Here is a 21,548-nt window from a genome sequence, read left to right on the forward strand (position 1 = left end):
GGATATTCTTTTGGAGTGCTGCCAATGATGGTTCACATCCCGGGCATCCTTTCGGCAAAGGAAGTCGCCGAATGCCGCCAGATCCTGGAATCATCTGAGTGGGTCGACGGGAAGGATACAGCCGGCGACCAAGCGGCAAAGGCAAAGTACAATCTGCAAATTCCAGAAGGATCGCCGACCGCTATTGAAGCCGGGAGCATCATTCTTCACGCGTTAGGCCGCAGCCCTCTTTTCAGTTCTGCTGCGCTTCCACATCTGGTGTTGCCGCCGTTATTCAATCGCTATGACGCCGGCATGCAGTTCAGTGCCCATGTCGACGGGGCGATCCGCATGGTGCCTGGTTCTGGAGGCGTGCGGATGCGTGCGGACGTTTCGTCGACGTTATTTTTGACCGATCCGGCGGACTATGATGGCGGTGAACTCGTCGTCGAGGACACGTATGGGTCCCATCATGTCAAGCTGCCGGCCGGCGACATGATTCTCTATCCGGCGACCAGCTTGCATCACGTGACACCGATCACTCGCGGCAGTCGCTGGTCGTCGTTCTTCTGGACTCAATCGATGATCAGGGACGATGGCCGGCGAACCATGCTCTACGATCTCGACATGGCGATCATGGAGGTTCGTCGTAGGCTGGGTGATGACGAACGCGCGTCAGTGGCTTTGGTCAGCCACTATCACAATCTTCTGCGTCACTGGGCTGAGCTATGAGGCATGGCCGGATTTCCGATGTGAGGACAGAGCCGGTCTATTACACGTCGCTCCTGAAGCTCTCTGCGGAGGATATCGGCGACAGGCTCGCGGCAGGCGCGGAAGAGGCGGCACGCATTGCCTATGCTGCAGCTGTCGGGGGAAGCAAGGTCGCCCAGGTCGTGTACGGACAAATGCTGCTCGACGGGCATGGTGTCGCACGTGATCTGCAGGCCGCGTGTCGCTGGTTTGGCATCGCCGCCAAGGCGGGCGATATTGATGGGATCAATATGCTGGGCCGCTGCCATGAACTCGGCTGGGGCACGGTGATCGACCTCGATGCAGCAAGAACGTGTTATCAGCGTGCCGCTGCGAAAAACCATCACTGGGCGCAGTTCAATCTCGCGACGCTAATGCTGCGGGACGAGGGGACGCCCGGCGCTGTTGCCACGGCGCTGACATTACTGGTTCGGTCCGCCCGGCAAGGCAACGCCAAGGCCATGAACATGATCGGCCGTTACCGGGAGTTTGGTTGGAGCGGGCCCGTCAATATTCCATCGGCCATTCGCTGGTATCGCCGCGCCGCCGAGCGAGGATGCTTCCGTGGCGCCGCTCATTTTGCGCGCTTCATGCTGGAGCAGAATCGAATCGACGACGCTGTTTCCTGGTATCGCCGGTCAGCTGAATGCGCTCCCGTCGATTTTTGCCGCGACCTCGCGGCTCACTTGTTCAAAAATCGGCGCTCCGACCTGCACGCTGTTGCGCGCCTTGCGCTCAGGCGTGCGGCGGAAGGCGATGCGGCCGAGGATCTGTTCGCTTATGGCCATGCGCTCGCCTGCGGGCGGGGAGGGCCTGCAAACGTCAGCGAAGCTGCGATCTGGCTAGCCCGCGCACAGGCCAAGGGATTTCCGGGTGCGCTCGCGTTGCTTGATGATATCAGCCGACAACATGCCCTATTGTAATCGCTTATCAAAAAGAACAGGTGATCCAAACGAAAAACGCGCCGGTCATGGCCGGCGCGCTTTTCTTACGCAAGAACAGGGCTGATCGCGCCAAAGCGCGATCAGATCGCGTCCTTCAATTCCTTGGCCGGACGAAAGGCGACCTTCTTCGATGCCTTGATCTGAATCTCTTCGCCGGTCGCGGGATTGCGGCCGGTACGGGCCGCGCGCGAGCGGACCTGCAGGATACCGAGACCGCCGATGCGGATCCGATCGCCTTTCTTGAGGTGATCCGTGATCTTGGTCACGAGGTCCCCGAGCATCGCTTCGCTCTGTTTCTTCGACAACTGATGATCCTCGGCCAAACCAGCCGCGAGATGCTTCAGGGTAATGGTGGGAGCTGTCGCCGGCTTTGCATCAGCCATAAGGGGGGCCCTCCTTTTCATCAGGCGCCGTAACGGAACCACAGACTGTGGCGTTTAGACGATTCGGCCCAGGCCGAAAACGCATTGAATATGAGGCTCAAGAGCATTTTTGCGGGCATGACGCAACGGGAAAGGCGGACCGCGCTTGACTTGCCTCCGGCTGAGATTTAAGTCCGCGTCATTCCCTGCATGGGGGCGTAGCTCAGTTGGTTAGAGCGCCGGCCTGTCACGCCGGAGGCCGCGGGTTCGAGTCCCGTCGCTCCCGCCACGCAAGTGGTTGATTTTACTTTGAAAATCCGCAGGTTTGGTGTTTTTGCGCCGCATTCTCACAGCTTTGATCGTCTCTCGAAATTTCAAATCGTCCGATTCCGAAGTCGTTAAGCTTTGCGAGGGCTATTCGCCGCACGGCCATGTCGCGCGTGTGCAGCGGTGGGCAAAAAGCCGCCGGGTGGGCGGCTGATCAACTCCCATTGACCTAATCGATTTTGGCTGCAAGCGCATCACGCTCCTTCTTCAGCCGCTCAAGTTCCTCGGTCTGCTGCGCAATCCGGTCGGACGCCAGCGCTTCGTCTGCCGCCCCTGATTGAGCGGCTGCCTGCTCCATCAGTTGCGTCAGATTGGCTCGGACGATGGCAATACGCCGATCGAGTTCCGCAATTGAATTTGATCCAGCCATTGACCGTCTCCAAATTTTGTCGGCGCGCACGATACTCTGCCGCTAATATAGAAATCATCATAACTCCGGTAATCGGCAAGATCGATCCGTCTGATCTTTTGAAAATACGCAACAGAACAGAATGGTGCGCTTAATCAATTCGGAGCCTCCACCCACATAATTTCTGCATTTCTGCGCAAAATTTCAGATGCGGGTCGAACACCTGCCCACGTTGGACCGAGGCAAGAATGGATGACGTCCAAACCATTCATTACAAGGGGCGTAACCTTCGCCTCGTTTACGACGATGGCTTTCGAGTCGTGGTTTTCCACAACGATAAGGAAATCTACTCGACCTCCGCCAAGTTCGAACATCGCGACGATGCCATTCGCTCGGCGAAAGACCTTGTGGACGTCGAGTTGGACGGTCGAATGGTTACGCCACCCACCGGCGACCGGCTGGGATAGGTAAGAAGGCGCGCTCGGGCAGGTGGCCTTTTGTCGTTCTCAGGTTAGATCGCCGACAACCGATAGGCACTGCCATAGCGCCCGAAATCATGGCTCGTCACGCCGTTTCTGACGCAGCCTTGATATTCCGGCAGGGGTGCCACGGTCGTCACTTTCAGCACGGCCGTTTGTCCGACTTTCAGCAAGCCAGCATGCACGGCAGCGGCTGAAAGTGTCGAATCCCCCGTGTAGATATCGGTACCCCAGAGCGGGCCCTCGGATTCGCCACGCACACGGAAATAATAGGTCGCGCCCACAGTACCGGCCAGTTCGAGCATGTTTGCCGGCGCGTCGGACGCGAGATAACCCTTGTCAAGCAATTGCCGCACCTGCCGCTTCGACAATTGTCCGCGCCGGTCGAAATAGGCAACCAGTTCCTGCACGACTTTCATGGCCGGCTCCCATCCATCGCAATGACACGCCCGTAAGGCGGGTTGAAACGACCGGCTTGGCGCACGGGCAGAACCCACAGCACGCCATAGGGCATTGGATCGGACGGAAACGCGATCTCTCCGTCGGTCACGATCACGGCGGCGGTGACTTGCGGGTCTTCGGCAAGCGCGGCCATCGCAGGCGAAAGATCGCTGCCGCCGAATCCGCTCACGGAAAATACTGCCAGCTCTTCGGGAGAAACGGTCTCGTCAGACGTCACGGCCGTATCGCATTGGATGATGCGGATCTGATCGACACCGGCCGCGTCGCAAAAATCGGCGATTGCGCCAAGGGCCAAAGGTATTTCGTCTGTCATCGAGCCACTGGTATCGAGCACGACATTCAGCATCCATGATTCCCGCTTGCGTCCCGGCAACACGATCTCGCTGCATTCAGCGCCGCGCCGCGATAGCCGCGTGAATGTGCGTTCGCCCGGCGACGATGACTCGATCCATTTCTGCAAGGCGCTTTGCCACGCTGGGCGGAGTTCGCCGCGCAACGCAGTGATCGTGGCATTCATCGTGCCGCCATTGTCACCGCGACCTCTGAACGCTTTCATTGCCTCTGCGAGAGATAGGCCCCGTGCGGTGACCTCATCGATCTTTGCTTTTTGCTGGGCCTGATCTTGCGCGTCTGCGGGAAACATGTCGCGTTCTTTTTTGTCCGCGAGCACGTCGCCGGCATCGTCATCCGGCTGTCTGCTTTCATTACCAGGTTGACCGCCGCCAAAAATCTGGCGAATGGATGCCTGCGCACCTTCGAACACTTGCGTGCGCGATGGCATCAGATCGGCATTGCGCCGCATCTCGATGACGATGTCTTCTGCCGACCGTTCGCGCGCGCCGGGCATGTCGAGACCGCCAGCCGGGATCGACGCAAAGCCCAGTTCGGCCCGCAAGATGTCGTTGATGATGTAATCGTGCGCGTAATTGAACTCGAGGCGGCTGCTGCCCCGCGCGCGATCATGCGTCCGCAAAGCCAGATGCAACAATTCATGGGCCAACACGAAGACGAGTTCGTTGTCTTTCAGACGAGCAGCAAAGCCGGGATTCACCAACAGCCGCCCCGACGCAAAAATGCCCATCGTTGGCACGCGCCAGTCGAGATTGGTCCGCACGGCCGCAGCGAGTCCGGCAAGATGCGGCAATGGCACCGTCACCATGCGCAGACCGTTTTCGATGCGCTTCAATGTCGCGCGGTCGCTGTTCGCCTCATTGGCAACGGCAACGCTCATGATTTCGTCACCGTCTTGAGCAGTTCGAGCATCGCCTTGTCGGCGCCGAGTGCACCCCATTGCTCGACAAGATCGGTTAAGAGTGTGAGTGCGCTTTCCGGCGGCAGGCTGCGCAGGAAGCGATTGACGGCGTGTGGCTTCACGGTCGTCAATCGGCCGGCCTGCACTCTCTGCCGGATGCAGTTGAGGATGAACCAGCGTGCCGTTTCGCCCTTCGGCAAGGTACCCGGTTTTTCGACATAGCTTTCGATCGGCGCCATTGCGCCAAGGGATTCCTCGGCCAGCGCGCAGAACACAGCCGCGTCTTCCGCCGACAACCGGCCAAAGGCGAGGGCACGGCGTGTTTCGCGGCTCAGGATGCCGGCGCTTTCCGCCATGTCGAGCGATTGGGAGAACAATGACCAGGCCCGCGGCGTCGAGAACGGGGTCGGTTCGTTCGGCACATCGCGCATCAGCGCGTCCGGCATGAAGGAGATGTAGCTGCGGATGTCAGCGCGAATGCCGTTGCGGCGAGCCCAGTCCTGCCATTCGTCGGCATCGACCCGCAGATTGAGGATGGTGACACGATTGACGAGAGCCGAACTCATCGCCCGCACAAGCGCACGGTCCTGCTGGCGATTGCCGGCGGCGACGACCCAGGTGCCGGCGGGCAGGGCGTGCTCACCCAGACGGCGCTCCAGCAGTAAGGAGTAAAAGGCTTTCTGCACGTCGGGTGCGCAGGCCGGCAGTTCATCCAGAAACAGACAGAACGTCTGCGCAATTTCGGGCAGAAGAATCCGGGGCGGGCAGAACACCGACCGCTCACCAACGATTTTAGGCACGCCGCTGACGTCTTCCGGGGCGATCTGCGTGCCGAGCAGCGAGCGGCAGGGCAAACCGGCCTCAGCCGCCGCCTGCATTACCATCTCGGATTTGCCGACGCCGGGCGGCGACAATAACAGGAAGCTCTGTTCGTGCGCCATGCACTGAACCAGCTTCTTGGCCTGTTTGAGGGTGATGGTTGGCTGAAGAGCGCTTTGCGCTGCGGCGTCCATGGACGGCTCCTGGGTGAAGAACGCTGCGTTCCCTCACCAGGAACAAGCTCAATGTAGGCCCGTCGCGGGCGCTATTCCACCGGCGCCACAAAGAAAATTTTCATGGGCGCCCGCAACGGGGTCCCGCCCTGCGGCAACGACCGCTCTTGCAGTGACGCTTTTATTACAGAATGATGACAACTTGAGGGACGCCGGGTTCCGGCGTGAAAAAGCGGCCTAACCGGCTATGTTGATTACAGATTTTCTACGTTCGTCCCGCCGGTTTTCGGGCCTGCATGCAGCATCCGGAGGGTTCTGGCCGACTGCCATTCTGACGGCGACCTTCCACCTCATCGCCCTTGCCCGCATAGCCCAGACCGAAACCAACCTTTTCGCGATCAGCCTCTCACTGCTGACCTGGATTTTCCTGAATTGTCTCTGGCTGTTGATCCTGCGCCGGCCGGCGGTCGCAGCGGCTCTGTCGCTGGGAATGGTCGAGCTTTTGATCCTTGTTTCTCAATTCAAGTTCAAGATCACCTGGATGACGGCGACCTTTCTCGACATCATGGTGATCGATCCCGACAGCGTCGCTTTTCTGTTGTCGGTGATGCCAGGTCTGCGTCTTGCGGTCGGTGCCTCTGTGTTGGCCGGCCTTGTTCTGCTGGTTCTGCTCTGGAAATTTGACCGGTTCCGGATCAACCGCCTCGTGTCGGCGATCGCCGGCATTGTGGTCCTCGGCGGTATTGTCGGCCTGTCGAATGCCGTGCCCGAACAGCCGTGGGAGCCGTTCCAGGGCGTCAATCATGTGTCCAGTTTCACGCGCTCGACTGTCGTATCGCTCGCCGAATTCACCAATGGCGGATGGCTGGAGATTGATCGCGCCGTCGCCAGCAAGCTGAAAGCCGTGCCGGCGGACGACACCTGCACACCAGCAGGACGACGACCTCACATCATCATGGTGCTGGACGAATCGAGTTTCGATATCCGCAAGGCGCCCGGCATCAACGTGCCTGACAATTACGGCCGTCATTTCGAATCCATTGACGGCAAGTCTCGCACGCTGATCACGGAAGCGGCGGGCGGACCGACCTGGTACACCGAGTACAATGTGCTGACCGGCCTATCGGCGCGATCCTATGGCCGCATGATGTTCCATGTCACGCGGCTCGCCGCCGGACGTGTAGAGCGCGGCCTGCCGCAGGCCTTGCGGCGCTGCGGCTACAAGACCTTCACGCTTTATCCGGCCTATGGCGCTTTCCTCAGTGCCCGCCGCTTCCAGAAAACCGCCGGCATCGATCGCATGATCGACTCACACGAGATGAAGGCGGGCGATGTCGAGCCGGACAGCTTCTATTATGGCAAAGCCGTAAAGCTGATCGAGAAGGAGCGCGGCAGGGATCCGCTATTCCTGTTCGTCTATACCGCCGCCAATCACTTTCCCTGGGACAAACGCTACCGGCCCGATCTCACGCCGCGATGGAAGCCGCTCAACGTCAATGCCGAAGTGGATGAATATATCCGCCGGCAAAGTATGAGCGCACGCGATTATGAGGCCTTTGTCGCGCGCCTGAAACGCAATTATCCGGACGATGCTTTTCTGATCGTGCGGTTCGGCGATCATCCGCCAGCGATTGCACCGCGCCTGCTCGAACCGAAATGGACCGATGAACAGATCGCCGAGCGGATCATGAACCAGGATCCGCGCTTCTTCTCTGCGTATTACGCGATCGACAGCATCAACTTCAAACCGGTCGATCTGTCGTCGGCCCGCAATAGGCTCGATGCGCCGTATCTGCCGCTCGTGGTGCAGGAGGCGGCGGGCCTGCCGCTCGATTCATCCTTTATCGAACAGAAGAACATCCTGCAGCGGTGCGATGGCATGTTCTATCGCTGCAAGGATGGCGCCGAAGCGCGCCGCTTCAACCGGCTGCTTGTGGATTCCGGCGCGATCAAGGGTTTCTGACGCCACTCACTCTTTCAGGATTGGCTTCAGTATCCGGTCAAATGACCAGATGACAATGCCGGCGAAAGTGGCGATGGCCGCGATCATCATGAAGAAGAGGCTCTTGTCCATCGCGCTCCAGAAGCTGCCGAGCCATCCGCTGATGAAATTGCCGACGAAGCTGGTTGCGAGCCATATCCCCATCAGCATCGAGACCAGCCGCCCTGGCGCGATCTTGGTGACAAGCGACAATCCTATGGGCGAAATGTAAAGCTCGCCAATCGTGATGACCGCAAAGAAGGCGAGCAACCACAACCAACTCGCCTTGTCGGCGCCGGAGTGCCACGCGGCCAGCACCAGGATAAGATTAGCCAGCGCAACACCGAAACAGCCGAGCGCCATCTTCACGATCGTCGACGGCTCGCTGTTGCGTTTCGCCTGCCACGACCACAACGCCACGATGAGCGGCGTGAAAGCAAAGATCATGAAGGGATTGAACGCCTGAAACCATGTGGTCGGGATCTCGCCGCGCCAGACCAGCAGATTGATCGAGCGATCGGTATTGACGTTGGCCCACAGCGCGATCGTGTTGCCCTGCTGCTCATAGGTGGCCCAGAACAGCGTGACCGGCAGGAACAGCATCGCCAGCGCCATGATCGCGCGCCATTCGTCGCGATCGAGCGGCTTTCTTGGCTCATCGCAGCGTAACCGCACGCGGTCATGTGGCAAATTCGGCAAACCAATGAGATAGATGGCGAGTCCGAGCATCATGCCGACGCCAGCGGCGGTGAAGCCGTAATGCCAGCCATAGTTTTCGCCGAGCGTGCCGCAGACGAGCGGTGCCAGGAACGCGCCGAGATTGATGCCGACATAGAAGATCGAAAAGGCGCGGTCGCGCCGGCGATCGCCCGGCGCATAAAGCCCGCCAACTTGCGTCGAGATGTTCGGCTTGAATGCGCCGCTGCCTAGAATGAGAACGACAAGCGCCAGCAGGAACAGCGTTTCGAACGCCATCATGAAATGGCCGATGGCCATCAAGGCAGCACCAAGGATCACGGTCCGCCTTTGGCCGAGCCAGCGATCGGCAATCAGCCCGCCGAGGATTGGCGTCAGATAAACGAAGGCGGAATAGAGCCCGTAAATATGCGAGGAAAACGGCTGCACGCCGAGCGGGCCGAATAATCCTTCCAAAACGCTTTTCAGCGTGGTGTAGCCGACGACGTTCTGCGACCGGTCTTCCAACAAAAGGTAATGGACCATGTAGAGGACGAGCAGCGAGCGCATTCCGTAATAGGAAAAGCGCTCCCACATCTCGGTCGCGAACAGGAATGCAAGTCCCTTGGGATGACCAAGGACGGCTTGTTGTTGGGTAGGGGCCGTTGCACCGGCCGGCGCTGATCTCATGTCGAAATCTCGCGAGATGCGAGAAGTCTAGAACATGATCGGGCAAAGAGGAGACCGGTTTTCCGGCAAGTGCACGGTCCACCGGCGCGCAGATAGGCAGCCGGACTTATGCCTTGTTCTTTTCGGCCTGTTCGGCGCTGCGGATGATGCCGCCAGCAACTTCCGTCAAGGTCGGCCGCGGAAGCGCTGCAAAGGGCAGGGGCCGGGTCACCTCGATCGCGGCGATGCCAAGCCGGGCCGTCAGCAAGCCGTTCAAAACACCTTCGCCCAGCCGCGCCGACAGCTTGGCCGCAAGACCATGGCCGATCACCTGCTGGATCAGGCTGTCGCCCGCCGCCATGCCGCCGGTAATGGTGAGATGCGCAATCACGTGGCGCATCAGCCGGAACAGGCCAAGCGTTCCCGGCCGGCCGCCATACAGCAGTGCAAGCTGCCGGCAGAGCCCCAAGGCGGTGATCAAAACGAAGAAGATATCGATCGCCGCACGCGGCGATACCGCCGTGACGATCGAAACCCGCTTGGCCGCATTGCTGACGAGCTGACGCGCCTCGCGATCGAGCGGTGTCATCAATTCACGTTCGGCAAGGCGGATCAGATCGGCGCCGTCGATGATCTCGCCGAGATGGGCCTGGAGTTTCGTGCGGCTTCGCGCCAGATGCGGCGCCTTGCTCTCGATGGCCAAAAGGTCGCGCATGATCGCCTGACCTTCGGTGCGATTGTCGTTGAGCAGCGTTTGCGTCGCGCGCTCGCGCAGTTTCTCGATGGTCGCGAGGCGCGACAGGCCGGCGAGTTCGCGGATGATGATGGCGAGCAAGGCCAATAATCCAAGCCCGGCCAGCACCAGCGCGACCCAACCCAGCAGTTCGAAACGTGCAAATAGGTCTTCGATCAGCCGGGTGACGGCCAGTCCTATCCCAAGCGAGATCAGGCCGCCGACCGCACCGAACAGGATCTTGCGCCATGGCACCCGACGTTTCGACTTCGTCGCAGATGCCAGCGCCGGCAGTTGCTGATCTGCCTCGGTCCCCGACGCGATATCCAGCAACGGATCGTCCTTCGGCGCTGTCATCACCACATTGGGATCGTCCGGCGAGAAGATGGCTGGCTTGCGCGGGCGTGGTGAACTCATCGCAGACGATCTCCGATCAGGAATTCCAGCGCGCGATCGAGACGGATATGCGGCAGGGCCGGAATGCCAGCTTCGGTGCGTTCCAAGAGCGGCGGGCGAAAGCGCAGGAAACGATAATCGGCATCGTCGGACGAGGCGGATGCAAGGCCGCGGAAGCCGCCATCGCCGCCGTTGAAGATCCTCTCGGGATCGTCCGGCAGGTCGCCCGGATGGATCACAATCTCCGACTGCCCGTCAAACACACGCCCGCCCGCCTGTTCGCCGGCGAGAGGCGTGCCGACAATCGCCTGCAAAGACCCGCCGACATTGGCTTCGCGGGTTGCGCGCACCGAAGCCATGGCGATGGCATCGATCTTTGCGCCGGTAAAATCAGCTCGCTTTGCAGCATCGCTCACCAGCCGCTCCAGAATACGCTCGAGTTTGTCATGCGAGGTGTGATGGAGGAGGTCCGCTTTGGTTGCAGCAAACAGGATCCTGTCAATGCGCGGCGAGAACAGGGCGGACAGGATGCTGTTGCGGCCGATATTGAAGCTGTCGAGAATGGCAATCAATGCGCGTTCGAGATCGTGCACGGCATCCGGCCCGGCATTGAGCGCGGTCAGCGCGTCGACCAGCACCACCTGGCGATCGAGGCGGGCGATGTGATCGCGATAGAATGGACGCACGACGGCGTCCTTGTAGGATTCATAGCGCCGCCGCATCATCGCCCAGAGCGAGCCGGACGGCGCGCTGCCGTCCAGCCGGTCGAGCGGCGCGAAGGTGAGGGCCGGCGAATCCGCCAGCTCACCCGGCATCAGGAAGCGGCCTGGCGGCAGCAAGCTCAATGCGAACCGCTCGTCGCGACAAGATCTAAGATACTGGGTGAAATGCTGCGCCGCAACTTGTGCAGCCAGCTCGTTTTCGGGCGCCAACGGGTCGAGGATGGCGAGATCGCGATGCCAGTCGGCGGCAAGGTGCGCGCGATCCTTTTGCTGCGACAGGTGGATCGTCTGCCGCGACCAGTCCTCGTAGCTCAAATTCAACAGCGGCAGATCGAGCAGCCATTCACCGGGATAGTCGACAATGTCGAGCGTTAGTTCGCGCATCGATCCGCTTTGCGACTGATAATCGATCACAAGGCGCAGTTCGCTGATTTGCTTGGTCGATTCCGGCCACTCACGGCCCTTCAGGAGCGCATCGAGATGCGCCTCATAGGCAAAGCGGGGAATGGTATCATCCGGCTGTGGCGACAATCGCGCGCCGGCGATCCGTCCGGATGCCAGAGCCTCGAAAACGGGAAACCGTCCGCCGCGCAGCAATCCATGCACAAGGGCGGTTATGAAAACCGTCTTGCCCGCGCGGGACAGGCCGGTGACGCCGAGCCGCACCGTCGGCTCGAACAGGTTGTTGCCGTATTCAAGCAAGGCCTGCGAGGTCAGGCGAGCCTGTTCGAGAAAATTGGAAAAAACGTTTGCCATCTGAAGCGCGCCGGCCGCATCCGCAAAGGCCACGCGGCAAAAGCCGCGCGGGCATAACCGGTTACAGATAAGCCGGATTGGCGTCTATGCCAGCATTGCGCTGAGAATCTAGTTTAACTGAAAAACCTTAGATGCCGTCCCTAAGCTGCTGTTCTGCATAGAATCCAGACCATCGGCATGGATTTCGTTGCTAACTAGCTGCCGCGACGCTCCGCCTGCCATATGCCTGAGCATTCGCCCTTGGAGGACTTCCAGCGTCCGGCGCCGACATTGCGGTTGATCCGGCCGCTGCCATTGGCGCTCTGATCGCCCCGCGCGACACTGACCCGCGTGGCGCCGTTGCCGCTGACGCGGCCGTTGATGCGAAAACTGGAATTGGCTGGATCCGCGTGCGTGACTTTGCCGCCCTTGATGCGTATGGCGTATCGATAGCCACGGTCACAGGTGCCTTGTTCGGTAATGATCAACACGCTCCACAGTCCGTCATAGGCGGCTTGTGCTTTCACAGGGGTTGCGATGCCGCTCGACAGAGCGGCGGCCAGCAAAACGCCGGCAAGCCCAGTCTTCACCTTCGTCATAATACCACATTCCCTTCCGGGCCCGGTTCACCGGGCTGCCTTCCTTGGTTGATCCGAGAAGTCCGGCGGTTCACGTAAAAATGGATCGGGGCCGCTGCCTTTGGCAAAACCGGCCTCATAAAGGGTTTTCATATAATCGGTATCGAATGGCCCCCGCGCAGGAGCCGAAAAGCTCTGATCGACGAAGGCGAGATAAAATCCAATGTTGTTGCGCTTCGCTGTCTCGTAGACGCGATCGATGGCGTTGCGGATAACAATCCTGATCGCCGTAGCGACGGTGCGGCCAAGAATGCCGAGTGTGTTGCGCTCGGTGATCTCGAAATCGGAGCCCAGCTTCATGTTGGCAATGACATAGATGTCGCTCGCGCGCAGGCTGGCCGTGCTGGTGCTGACGAGCATGGAATCAGGCGCGACATAGAACTGGGCGCCCAGACCACCATCGACATGCATTTCCTGAAATTTGCGTCCATTCGCCTCGACATCGATGAGCACGGGCGGGAAGGCACCGGGAATGCTGATCGAGGCGAGCATGACCTTGCGGACAAGCGCCACAGCCCGATCGCCACCGTCAGCCGCGATGGCACCGATATCCCAGACCACCGGCCGTCCGGCATCGAGATTGGTGGTCGTGATGAAGAGCTTGCGCCCGCGCGCATGCTCGGCGGCAATGGCCTGGATCAGGTCGGGAGTGACGCGCTTGGCGATCAGGTCTCGCAGCGGCCAGGTATCGAGGAAGCTTTCCCCCTTGCCGCCCACCTCGAAAATGTCGATGGCGCCGATGGTGGTGTAGGCGTCGTGCAACGCGTCGTCATACTTTGGGCCAAGGAAGGCAAATGGTGCAATCAGGGCGCCGGTGCTCGTTCCAGTCACCAATGTAAACTCAGGACGTGTGCCGGCCTTGGTCCAGCCGTTCAGCAGGCCAGCGCCGAAAGCCCCGTCGGACCCGCCGGTGGAGAGAATGAGCCACGGACCACGCGCCTGCGGCAGAGCGCGCAGATATTCCTTTTCGGAATCGGCCCAGAACCGCGCGTCGGGAATGTTCGGGATCGCCGCGGCGTCCTGATCGGTGGCTGTGAAGGGAATGCGGGCTGGCAATCCTTCCGGTTTGGCGGATTTGGCCGGCCTCGCTTTCTTCTTGGCGGCCTTTTTTTTCTTCGACTGGCTGGAGACCGACACGGAATGATCGGCCGCCGCTGGCAACCGTGCCGCTTCGATGATGCCGGAGGATAAAAAAAAGAGAGCCAGCGCAATCGCGCCGGCGAATCGAATCCGGTTTTTTGCGTTTGGATTCATCGCTGTCATTTTGTCGTAGGCCCGGGGTGGTGGCAATTCACAGGCCGGCCGCGATCAATTTGATTCACATAGGAAATTTATGTGACGCGGGTTTCACGCCGATACTGTGCTCAATTCGTGCGCATCCAATCATCGCGTGGGACTCCGGGTTTATGGCTCATGCCCTCCAAATGCGTGTTTGGCACGGCTCACGCGCGAAATTGCGGCAATCGTCCTTATCTGTTCCGTGTCGCGCGGGCGTCGCACAAACCCCAGATATCTCCTTGAGACCGCGATCCCGGGGAGAGTAGAAGGTCTTGTGTTTTCCGACGCTTGCGGGCGCGGAATCCCTGCGCTAAGGCTCCCCGAACTTCTTTCTTGGAACGAATCCGAGCTAGTTTGGGGGCTTGCGGAGGGCATCGGGTGGCGATCACGCCATCAGATGGTCGGGGGACAGGGTTTGACCGGTTCCAACCGGTTCCTTGCCCCGCATGAGGATATGATGAGCGATCTGCTGCAGGACTATCTTCCGCTCGCCGTGTTCATTGCCGTGGCCCTCGGCCTGAGCGCGGTGCTGCTGATCGTGCCCTTCATCGTTGCCTACCAGCAGCCGGATCCGGAGAAGATGTCGGCCTATGAATGCGGCTTCAATGCGTTCGACGATGCGCGCATGAAATTCGACGTCCGCTTTTATCTGGTAGCCATCCTTTTCATTATCTTCGATCTCGAAGTGGCCTTTCTGTTCCCTTGGGCCGTGGCATTCGGCCAGCTCGGCGTCTTCGGCTTCTGGTCGATGATGGTTTTCCTTGCTGTTCTGACCATCGGCTTTATCTACGAGTGGAAGAAGGGGGCGCTCGAATGGGATTAGCGAGCGAACCATGACCGCTGTTACATCACCAGCCGCCACCGGCATTCTCGATCCGCGCACCGGCAAGCCGATCGGTTCGGACGATGCGTTCTATACCGGCCTGAATGCCGAGCTCGCTGACAAGGGCTTCCTCGTCACGACGGCGGACGATCTCATTACCTGGGCGCGCACCGGCTCGCTGATGTGGATGACCTTTGGTCTCGCCTGTTGTGCGGTCGAGATGATGCAGATGTCGATGCCGCGATATGACGCGGAGCGGTTCGGCTTTGCGCCGCGCGCGTCTCCGCGCCAGTCGGATGTGATGATCGTCGCCGGCACGCTGACGAACAAGATGGCGCCCGCGCTCCGCAAGGTCTACGACCAGATGCCGGAGCCGCGTTACGTGATCTCGATGGGTAGCTGCGCCAATGGCGGCGGCTATTATCATTATTCGTATTCTGTGGTGCGCGGCTGCGACCGCATCGTGCCGGTCGACATCTACGTGCCGGGCTGCCCGCCGACAGCGGAAGCGCTGCTCTATGGCGTGATGCTGCTGCAGAAAAAGATCCGCCGCGTTGGAACGATCGAGCGCTGAGCATGAGTGAGAAGCTTCAGGCGATCGGTGAGGCGATCTTGGGCGGGCTGCCGGGCAGCGTCACCGGCTTCGACATCGCTTATGGCGAGTTGAATGTCGCGGGACAGGCCGCAGACATCGTCAAGATCGCGCGTTTCCTGCGTGACGATCCGCGCTGCCAGTTCTGGAATTTCATCGATGTCACCGCGGTCGACTGGCCGCAGCGCGAACAGCGCTTCGACGTCGTTTATCACTTCCTGTCGCCCAAACAGAATGCACGCGTGCGGGTGAAGGTTATGACCGACGAGGCGACGCCGGTGCCCTCGATCATTTCCGAATTTCCAGGCGCCGACTGGTTCGAGCGCGAGACCTATGATCTCTACGGCGTGCTGTTTACGGGCCATCCGGACATGCGCCGTCTGCTGACCGATTACGGTTTCGAGGGCCATCCGCTGCGCAAGGATTTCCCGCTCACCGGTTTTGTCGAAGTGCGCTGGGACGATCAGCAGAAGCGCGTGGTCTATGAACCGGTGCGGCTCAATCAGGAATTCCGCAACTTCGATTTTCTGTCGCCGTGGGAAGGCACCGACTACACGCTGCCCGGCGACGAGAAAGCGAAAGGGTGAGGAGCCGCGTATGGGCCAAGCATCCTCGACCGGCATTGCGGGCGGCTGTCTCTGTGGCGCCGTGCGTTTTACAGCTGCCCCACGCGACAAGAACTTCGGTGTCTGTCACTGCAGCATGTGCCGCCGCTGGACGGCCGGCCCATTCCTTGCGTTGGAGTGCGGCGCGACCGTTGAGATCGACAACACCTCGAACCTTGGCATCTACCGGTCGTCGGAATGGGCGGAGCGCGGCTTCTGCAAGGCTTGCGGCACGCCGCTGTTCTATCGGCTGATCGACAGGGATTTTTACGCCGTTTCGGTGGAAGCCTTTGACGATCGCGGCGGCTTCTCGATGAACAGTCAGATCTTCATCGACGAGCAGCCAAATTATTACGAGTTCGCCAACGATACCAAGATGATGACGGGCGCAGAGGTGTTTGCAGCCTTTGCTCCGCCCGATGCCGGCCAGGCAAAAGAGTGATCATGTCTGACACCGCCGAACGTAATTTTACGATCAATTTTGGGCCGCAGCACCCGGCGGCGCATGGCGTGCTGCGCCTCGTGCTCGAGCTGGATGGCGAAATCGTCGAGCGCGTCGATCCGCATATCGGCTTGCTCCATCGCGGCACCGAAAAGCTGATCGAGCAGAAGACCTATCTGCAGGCGATCCCGTATTTCGATCGGCTCGACTATGTCGCGCCGATGAATCAGGAGCACGCTTTCTGTCTTGCCGCGGAAAAGCTGCTCGGCCTCGAAGTGCCGCGGCGCGCGCAACTCATTCGCGTGCTGTATTCCGAGATCGGCCGCATCCTGTCGCATCTCTTGAACGTGACGACGCAGGCAATGGACGTCGGCGCGCTGACTCCGCCGCTCTGGGGATTCGAGCCGCGCGAACAGCTCATGGTGTTCTATGAGCGCGCGTCCGGCTCGCGCATGCATGCGGCGTATTTCCGCGTCGGCGGCGTGCATCAGGATCTGCCGCAGAAGCTGATCGACGATATCGACAATTGGTGCGACCCGTTCCTGAAGACCGTCGACGACATCGACAAGCTGCTCACCGGCAACCGCATCTTCAAGCAGCGCAACGTCGATATCGGCGTCGTTTCGCTGGAAGATGCCTGGAAATGGGGTTTTTCCGGCGTGATGGTGCGCGGCTCCGGCGCTGTCTGGGATTTGCGCAAGAGCCAGCCCTACGAATGCTATGCCGAGATGGATTTCGACATTCCGATCGGCAAGAACGGCGATTGCTACGACCGTTATCTGATCCGCATGGAAGAGATGCGCCAGTCGGTGCGGATCATGAAGCAATGCATCGACAAGTTGAATGCGCCGGACGGCAAGGGCCGTGTCAGCGTCGACGACCAGAAGATCGTGCCGCCCAAGCGCGGCGAGATGAAGCGTTCGATGGAGGCACTGATCCATCACTTCAAGCTCTACACCGAAGGTTTCCACGTGCCGGCGGGTGAAGTCTATGCCGCCGTCGAAGCGCCGAAGGGCGAGTTCGGTGTCTATCTCGTCGCCGACGGCAGCAACAAACCCTACAAATGCAAAATTCGCGCACCCGGTTTCGCGCACCTTCAGGCCATGGATTTCCTCTGCAAGGGCCACATGCTGGCTGACGTCTCCGCCGTGCTCGGCTCGCTCGATATCGTATTCGGGGAGGTCGATCGCTAATGGCCGTCCGTCGTCTTGCTCCGAAAGAGCTGCAGCCGAAGGAATTCTCCTTCACGCCCGAGAACCTCGCATGGGCGAGGGGGCAGCTCGAAAAATACCCCGACGGCCGTCAGGCCTCGGCGGTGATCCCGCTGCTGTGGAAGGCGCAGGAACAGGCTGGCGGCTGGGTGCCGGAAGCGGCGATCCGTTATGTCGCCGAATTCCTGAGCATGGCGAATATCCGCGTGATGGAGATCGCCACCTTCTACACCATGTTTAATCTCGCGCCGGTCGGCCGCCATCACGTGCAGCTCTGCGGCACGACGCCGTGCCGGCTGCGCGGCGCGGGCGACCTGATCGATGTCTGCGAAAAACGCATCGGCCATCAGTTCGATGTGACGCCCGACGGCGCACTGTCATGGGTGGAAGTCGAATGCCTCGGCGCCTGCGTGAATGCGCCGATGGCGCAGATCAATTACGATTATTATGAGGACCTGACGCCTGAGAGCTTCGCGCGCATTCTTGATGACCTTGCCGCCGGCAAGGAGGTCAAACCGGGCCCGCAGGTGGAGCGTCCATTCTCAGGCCCGGAAGGCGGCTTGACGGCGCTGCGCGAACCGCCGGTGCGCGGGACCCGCGCGCCGAAGGCCGCAGGTCCGGCGCTGACCGACAGCGACGCCAAAAAGCCCGGCGCGGCGGCGAATGTCCGCGAAGCGGCGGTGCCGAAGGCTCCGATTGCCGATTCCTCAGACAAGAGGACAAAGTGATGCTGGCTGACAAGGACCGCATCTTTCAAAACCTCTACGGCCAGCACGACTGGGGCCTGAAAGGCGCGATGGCCCGTGGTGCATGGGATGGCACCAAAGCGATACTGGAACGCGGCCGCGACGGTATCATCAATGAGATGAAGTCATCGGGCCTGCGGGGCCGTGGCGGCGCCGGCTTTCCGACCGGTATGAAATGGTCGTTCATGCCGAAGGAGAGCAAGGACGGACGGCCGAGCTATCTTGTCGTCAATGCCGACGAGTCAGAGCCCGGCACCTGCAAGGACCGCGAGATCATGCGGCACGATCCGCATCTGCTTGTGGAGGGCTGCCTGATCGCCGGTTTCGCGATGGGCGCGGTCGCAGCCTACATCTATGTGCGCGGCGAATTCATCCGTGAGCGCGAACGTCTGCAGGCCGCCGTCGATCAGGCTTACGAAGCCCGGCTGATCGGCAAGAACAACGTCAATGGCTACGACTTCGACATTTACGTGCATCACGGCGCTGGCGCTTACATCTGCGGTGAAGAAACCGCTTTGCTCGAAAGCCTTGAAGGCAAGAAGGGCATGCCGCGGCTGAAGCCGCCATTCCCGGCCAATGTCGGTCTCTATGGTTGCCCGACAACCGTGAACAACGTGGAATCGATTGCGGTTGCACCCGACATCATGCGGCGCGGCGCAGCCTGGTTCTCGTCCTTCGGTGCGCCGAACAATGCCGGCACCAAGCTGTTCTGCATTTCCGGGCACGTGAACCGGCCCTGCAATGTCGAAGAGGCGATGAGCATCCCGTTCCGGGAGCTGATCGAAAAACACGCCGGCGGCATTCGCGGCGGCTGGGACAATCTGAAGGCGGTGATCCCGGGCGGCTCGTCCGTGCGTATGGTGCCGGCCGAGCAGATCATGGACTGCCCGATGGATTTTGACTCTCTATCGAAGTTGCGCTCCGGTCTCGGCACCGCGGCGGTGATCGTGATGGACAAGTCCACCGATCTGATCCGCGCGATCGCGCGTCTGTCCTATTTCTATAAGCACGAAAGCTGCGGCCAGTGCACGCCGTGCCGCGAAGGGACCGGGTGGATGTGGCGGGTCATGACCCGCATGGCTGAAGGGAGAGCGCAGAAGCGCGAGATCGACCAGCTGCTTGAAGTCACCAAGCAGGTCGAAGGTCACACCATCTGCGCGCTTGGCGATGCAGCAGCCTGGCCGATCCAGGGCCTGATCGCGCATTTCCGCCACGAGATCGAAGAGCGGATCGATCAATACGCGGCCAATCCGCATCCCGATCCTGTGCTGGTGGCGGCGGAGTGATGATGACAGGACAAACGATTTTGCAGGAGTGCGCGCGGTGAGCAAAATCATCGTCGACGGCATCGAGGTCGACGTCCCCGCAGAATACACGCTGCTGCAGGCCTGCGAGGCCGCGGGCGCCGAGATTCCGCGTTTCTGTTTCCACGAGCGGCTGTCGATTGCCGGCAATTGCCGCATGTGTCTTGTCGAGTTGAAAGGCTCGCCCAAGCCAGTCGCATCTTGTGCCTGGGCTGTGCGCGACTGCCGTCCGGGCCCCAATGGTGAACCGCCGGTCGTCAATACGCGCACGCCGATGGTGCGCAAGGCGCGCGAAGGCGTGATGGAATTCCTTCTGGTCAACCACCCGCTCGATTGCCCGATCTGCGATCAGGGCGGCGAATGCGACCTGCAGGATCAGGCGATGGCCTATGGCGCCGACACGTCGCGCTATATCGAGAACAAGCGTGCGGTCGAGGACAAGTATATCGGCGCGCTGGTCAAGACCTCGATGAACCGCTGCATTCATTGCACGCGCTGCGTTCGCTTTTCGACCGAAGTGGCCGGCGTGCCGGAGCTTGGCGCGATCGGCCGCGGCGAGGATATGGAGATCACCACCTATCTCGAACAGGCGATGACGTCTGAGCTGCAAAGCAATGTCGTCGATCTCTGTCCGGTCGGCGCGCTCACATCAAAGCCGTATGCATTTGCCGCCCGGCCATGGGAATTGAACAAGACCGAATCCATCGATGTGATGGATGCTGTCGGCTCGGCCATCCGCATCGATACGCGCGGCCGCGAAGTCATGCGCATCCTGCCGCGCACCAATGAAGACGTGAACGAGGAATGGATTTCCGACAAGACGCGCCATGTCGTCGACGGCTTGCGCGCGCAGCGGCTTGATACGCCCTATATCCGCGAAGGTGGACGTCTGCGTCCGGCGAGCTGGAATGAGGCTTTCGCCTTGGTCGCGCAGAAGGTGAAGACGACGTCGCCTGATCGCATCGGCGCCATTGCCGGTGATCTTTGTGCTGTCGAGGACATGTATGCGCTGAAGGACCTGCTGACGCGACTGGGTTCTAAGAACGTCGATGCACGTCAGCGCGGTTCGATGATCGATCCGCGCTGGGGACGGGCGGCCTATCTGTTCAACGCGACCATCCCCGGTATCGAGCAAGCCGATGCGCTGCTGATCATCGGCGCCAACCCGCGCAAGGAAGCTGCGATCATCAATGCGCGCATTCGCAAGCGCTGGCGCGCCGGGCATTTCCCGATCGCGCTGATCGGCGACCACGTCGATCTGACCTATCCGTATCATTATCTCGGCGCCGGCCCGGAGTCGCTGGCTGAACTCGCGGCCGGAAAGGGCGACTATGCCGAGATCCTGCGCAAGGCCGAGCGTCCGCTGGTCTTGGTTGGCGCATCGATCTTTACGCGCAACGACGGCGCACGTGTCGCGGCGCTGGCGGCGCGTGTGGCGATGGAAATCGGCGCTGTGAAAGACGGCTGGAACGGCTTTTCGGTTTTGCATTATGCGGCCTCGCGCGTTGGGGCGCTCGATATCGGCTTCGTGCCGGGCGAGGGCGGGCGCACCGCGCTGCAGATGGCCGCTGGCGATATCGACGTGCTGTTCTCGCTTGGTGCCGACGAGATCGATGTCGAACGCGGGCCTTTCGTCGTTTACATCGGCACGCATGGTGATGCCGGCGCGCACCGTGCCGACGTGATCCTACCGGGCGCGGCCTATCCGGAAAAATCCGGCATCTACGTCAACACCGAAGGCCGCGTGCAGATGGCGGCCCGTGCGTCCTTCCCGCCCGGCGATGCCCGCGAAGACTGGGCGATCATGCGTGCATTGTCGGACGTCTTGGGTGCGCGTCTGCCTTACGACTCTCTGGCGCAATTGCGGCAGGCGTTGTTCGCGGCCTATCCGCATCTGCAGCGGATCGGCGAAATCACGCCAGCCGATCCGTCAGATTTGAGGCGGCTCGCGCAATTGTCCGGCACGCCGGACAAAGCGCCGTTCACATCGGTGATCGATGACTTCTATCTGACAAACCCGATCGCGCGCGCCAGCGCGGTGATGGCGGAATGTTCGGCACTGGCCGAGCAGCGTGCCATCATGACAGCGGCGGAGTAAGGCG

Annotated in this window: 22 protein-coding genes and 1 tRNA gene; 13 read left to right on the forward strand and 10 right to left on the reverse strand. The window is 60.6% G+C overall.

Annotation, left to right across the window (positions count from 1 at the left end; translation table 11 throughout):
- Nucleotides 1-24 precede the first annotated feature (24 nt).
- Together CAK95_RS22750 and CAK95_RS22755 are read left to right on the forward strand one after the other, a co-directional pair.
- Nucleotides 25-711, forward strand: coding sequence for a Fe2+-dependent dioxygenase (locus CAK95_RS22750; RefSeq protein WP_086089994.1), 687 nt, complete (start codon nucleotides 25-27; stop codon nucleotides 709-711).
- Nucleotides 708-1,652 (forward strand): tetratricopeptide repeat protein, encoded by a 945-nt coding sequence (locus tag CAK95_RS22755; RefSeq protein ID WP_086089995.1) that lies wholly within the window; start codon nucleotides 708-710, stop codon nucleotides 1,650-1,652. Before CAK95_RS22750 ends, CAK95_RS22755 begins: the two co-directional genes overlap by 4 nt.
- A 101-nt stretch (nucleotides 1,653-1,753) precedes the next feature.
- On the opposite strand, the gene CAK95_RS22760 is transcribed toward CAK95_RS22755, so the two are convergent.
- Nucleotides 1,754-2,056, reverse strand: a complete 303-nt coding sequence (locus CAK95_RS22760; protein ID WP_086089996.1) for an HU family DNA-binding protein — start codon at nucleotides 2,054-2,056, stop codon at nucleotides 1,754-1,756.
- Between the two features lie 191 nt (nucleotides 2,057-2,247).
- On the opposite strand from CAK95_RS22760, the gene CAK95_RS22765 reads away from it, so the two are divergent.
- Nucleotides 2,248-2,324, forward strand: a tRNA-Asp gene (locus CAK95_RS22765).
- A 207-nt stretch (nucleotides 2,325-2,531) separates the two neighbouring features.
- Here the strand turns inward: CAK95_RS22765 and CAK95_RS22770 are convergent.
- Nucleotides 2,532-2,732 (reverse strand): hypothetical protein, encoded by a 201-nt coding sequence (locus tag CAK95_RS22770; RefSeq protein ID WP_086089997.1) that lies wholly within the window; start codon nucleotides 2,730-2,732, stop codon nucleotides 2,532-2,534.
- 227 nt (nucleotides 2,733-2,959) lie between these two features.
- Here CAK95_RS22770 and CAK95_RS22775 point away from each other — a divergent pair, with 227 nt between their 5' ends.
- Nucleotides 2,960-3,178, forward strand: a complete 219-nt coding sequence (locus CAK95_RS22775) for a hypothetical protein (protein WP_086089998.1) — start codon at nucleotides 2,960-2,962, stop codon at nucleotides 3,176-3,178.
- 44 nt (nucleotides 3,179-3,222) lie between these two features.
- On the opposite strand, the gene CAK95_RS22780 is transcribed toward CAK95_RS22775, so the two are convergent.
- Genes CAK95_RS22780 through CAK95_RS22790 form a run of 3 tightly spaced genes read right to left on the reverse strand, consistent with a single transcriptional unit; the run spans nucleotide 3,223 to nucleotide 5,917 of the window.
- Nucleotides 3,223-3,609, reverse strand: a complete 387-nt coding sequence (locus tag CAK95_RS22780; protein WP_086089999.1) for an LCCL domain-containing protein — start codon at nucleotides 3,607-3,609, stop codon at nucleotides 3,223-3,225.
- On the reverse strand, nucleotides 3,606-4,883 hold the full coding sequence (locus tag CAK95_RS22785; protein ID WP_183044171.1) for a vWA domain-containing protein: 1,278 nt from the start codon (nucleotides 4,881-4,883) through the stop codon (nucleotides 3,606-3,608). The genes CAK95_RS22780 and CAK95_RS22785 overlap by 4 nt, the downstream gene beginning before the upstream one ends.
- Nucleotides 4,880-5,917: an AAA family ATPase gene (locus CAK95_RS22790; RefSeq protein ID WP_086090001.1), complete on the reverse strand. Its 1,038-nt coding sequence runs from the start codon at nucleotides 5,915-5,917 to the stop codon at nucleotides 4,880-4,882. The genes CAK95_RS22785 and CAK95_RS22790 overlap by 4 nt, the downstream gene beginning before the upstream one ends.
- Nucleotides 5,918-6,143: 226 nt before the next feature.
- On the opposite strand from CAK95_RS22790, the gene CAK95_RS22795 reads away from it, so the two are divergent.
- Complete coding sequence (locus tag CAK95_RS22795) at nucleotides 6,144-7,859, forward strand: sulfatase-like hydrolase/transferase (protein WP_086090002.1); 1,716 nt, start codon at nucleotides 6,144-6,146, stop codon at nucleotides 7,857-7,859.
- 6 nt (nucleotides 7,860-7,865) lie between these two features.
- On the opposite strand, the gene CAK95_RS22800 is transcribed toward CAK95_RS22795, so the two are convergent.
- From CAK95_RS22800 to CAK95_RS22820, 5 genes are all read right to left on the reverse strand, one after another.
- Entirely contained in the window at nucleotides 7,866-9,242 is a 1,377-nt protein-coding gene (locus CAK95_RS22800; RefSeq protein WP_086090003.1) for a peptide MFS transporter, read from the reverse strand.
- 106 nt (nucleotides 9,243-9,348) lie between these two features.
- Nucleotides 9,349-10,371 carry a YcjF family protein gene (locus CAK95_RS22805; protein ID WP_086090004.1) on the reverse strand — a complete coding sequence of 341 codons (1,023 nt, stop codon included), beginning with the start codon at nucleotides 10,369-10,371 and terminating at the stop codon, nucleotides 9,349-9,351.
- On the reverse strand, nucleotides 10,368-11,828 hold the full coding sequence (locus CAK95_RS22810; RefSeq protein ID WP_086091595.1) for a YcjX family GTP-binding protein: 1,461 nt from the start codon (nucleotides 11,826-11,828) through the stop codon (nucleotides 10,368-10,370). Before CAK95_RS22810 ends, CAK95_RS22805 begins: the two co-directional genes overlap by 4 nt.
- Before the next feature lie 194 nt (nucleotides 11,829-12,022).
- Complete coding sequence (locus tag CAK95_RS22815) at nucleotides 12,023-12,406, reverse strand: hypothetical protein (RefSeq protein WP_086090005.1); 384 nt, start codon at nucleotides 12,404-12,406, stop codon at nucleotides 12,023-12,025.
- A gap of 27 nt (nucleotides 12,407-12,433) precedes the next feature.
- The gene (locus CAK95_RS22820; protein WP_157699709.1) at nucleotides 12,434-13,699 is read right to left on the reverse strand and encodes a patatin-like phospholipase family protein; all 1,266 of its coding nucleotides are present in this window, start codon (nucleotides 13,697-13,699) and stop codon (nucleotides 12,434-12,436) included.
- A 481-nt stretch (nucleotides 13,700-14,180) separates the two neighbouring features.
- On the opposite strand from CAK95_RS22820, the gene CAK95_RS22825 reads away from it, so the two are divergent.
- Genes CAK95_RS22825 through nuoG form a run of 8 tightly spaced genes read left to right on the forward strand, consistent with a single transcriptional unit; the run spans nucleotide 14,181 to nucleotide 21,544 of the window.
- Entirely contained in the window at nucleotides 14,181-14,546 is a 366-nt protein-coding gene (locus tag CAK95_RS22825) for an NADH-quinone oxidoreductase subunit A (RefSeq protein WP_086091596.1), read from the forward strand.
- A gap of 10 nt (nucleotides 14,547-14,556) precedes the next feature.
- On the forward strand, nucleotides 14,557-15,120 hold the full coding sequence (locus CAK95_RS22830; RefSeq protein ID WP_086090007.1) for a NuoB/complex I 20 kDa subunit family protein: 564 nt from the start codon (nucleotides 14,557-14,559) through the stop codon (nucleotides 15,118-15,120).
- A gap of 2 nt (nucleotides 15,121-15,122) precedes the next feature.
- A complete protein-coding gene (locus tag CAK95_RS22835) occupies nucleotides 15,123-15,725 on the forward strand; it encodes an NADH-quinone oxidoreductase subunit C (RefSeq protein ID WP_086090008.1) in 603 nt (200 codons plus the stop codon).
- A 10-nt stretch (nucleotides 15,726-15,735) separates the two neighbouring features.
- Nucleotides 15,736-16,185 carry a GFA family protein gene (locus CAK95_RS22840; RefSeq protein WP_086090009.1) on the forward strand — a complete coding sequence of 150 codons (450 nt, stop codon included), beginning with the start codon at nucleotides 15,736-15,738 and terminating at the stop codon, nucleotides 16,183-16,185.
- Between the two features lie 2 nt (nucleotides 16,186-16,187).
- Nucleotides 16,188-17,378 (forward strand): NADH-quinone oxidoreductase subunit D, encoded by a 1,191-nt coding sequence (locus tag CAK95_RS22845; RefSeq protein WP_086090010.1) that lies wholly within the window; start codon nucleotides 16,188-16,190, stop codon nucleotides 17,376-17,378.
- Nucleotides 17,378-18,124: an NADH-quinone oxidoreductase subunit NuoE gene (nuoE, locus tag CAK95_RS22850; protein ID WP_086090011.1), complete on the forward strand. Its 747-nt coding sequence runs from the start codon at nucleotides 17,378-17,380 to the stop codon at nucleotides 18,122-18,124. Before CAK95_RS22845 ends, nuoE begins: the two co-directional genes overlap by 1 nt.
- The gene (gene nuoF, locus CAK95_RS22855) at nucleotides 18,124-19,428 is read left to right on the forward strand and encodes an NADH-quinone oxidoreductase subunit NuoF (protein ID WP_086090012.1); all 1,305 of its coding nucleotides are present in this window, start codon (nucleotides 18,124-18,126) and stop codon (nucleotides 19,426-19,428) included. Before nuoE ends, nuoF begins: the two co-directional genes overlap by 1 nt.
- Before the next feature lie 37 nt (nucleotides 19,429-19,465).
- Nucleotides 19,466-21,544, forward strand: coding sequence for an NADH-quinone oxidoreductase subunit NuoG (gene nuoG / locus CAK95_RS22860; RefSeq protein WP_086091597.1), 2,079 nt, complete (start codon nucleotides 19,466-19,468; stop codon nucleotides 21,542-21,544).
- The last annotated feature ends 4 nt before the right edge of the window (nucleotides 21,545-21,548 follow it).

Source organism: Pseudorhodoplanes sinuspersici (genome assembly GCF_002119765.1).
Classification (GTDB): Bacteria; Pseudomonadota; Alphaproteobacteria; order Rhizobiales; family Xanthobacteraceae; genus Pseudorhodoplanes; species Pseudorhodoplanes sinuspersici.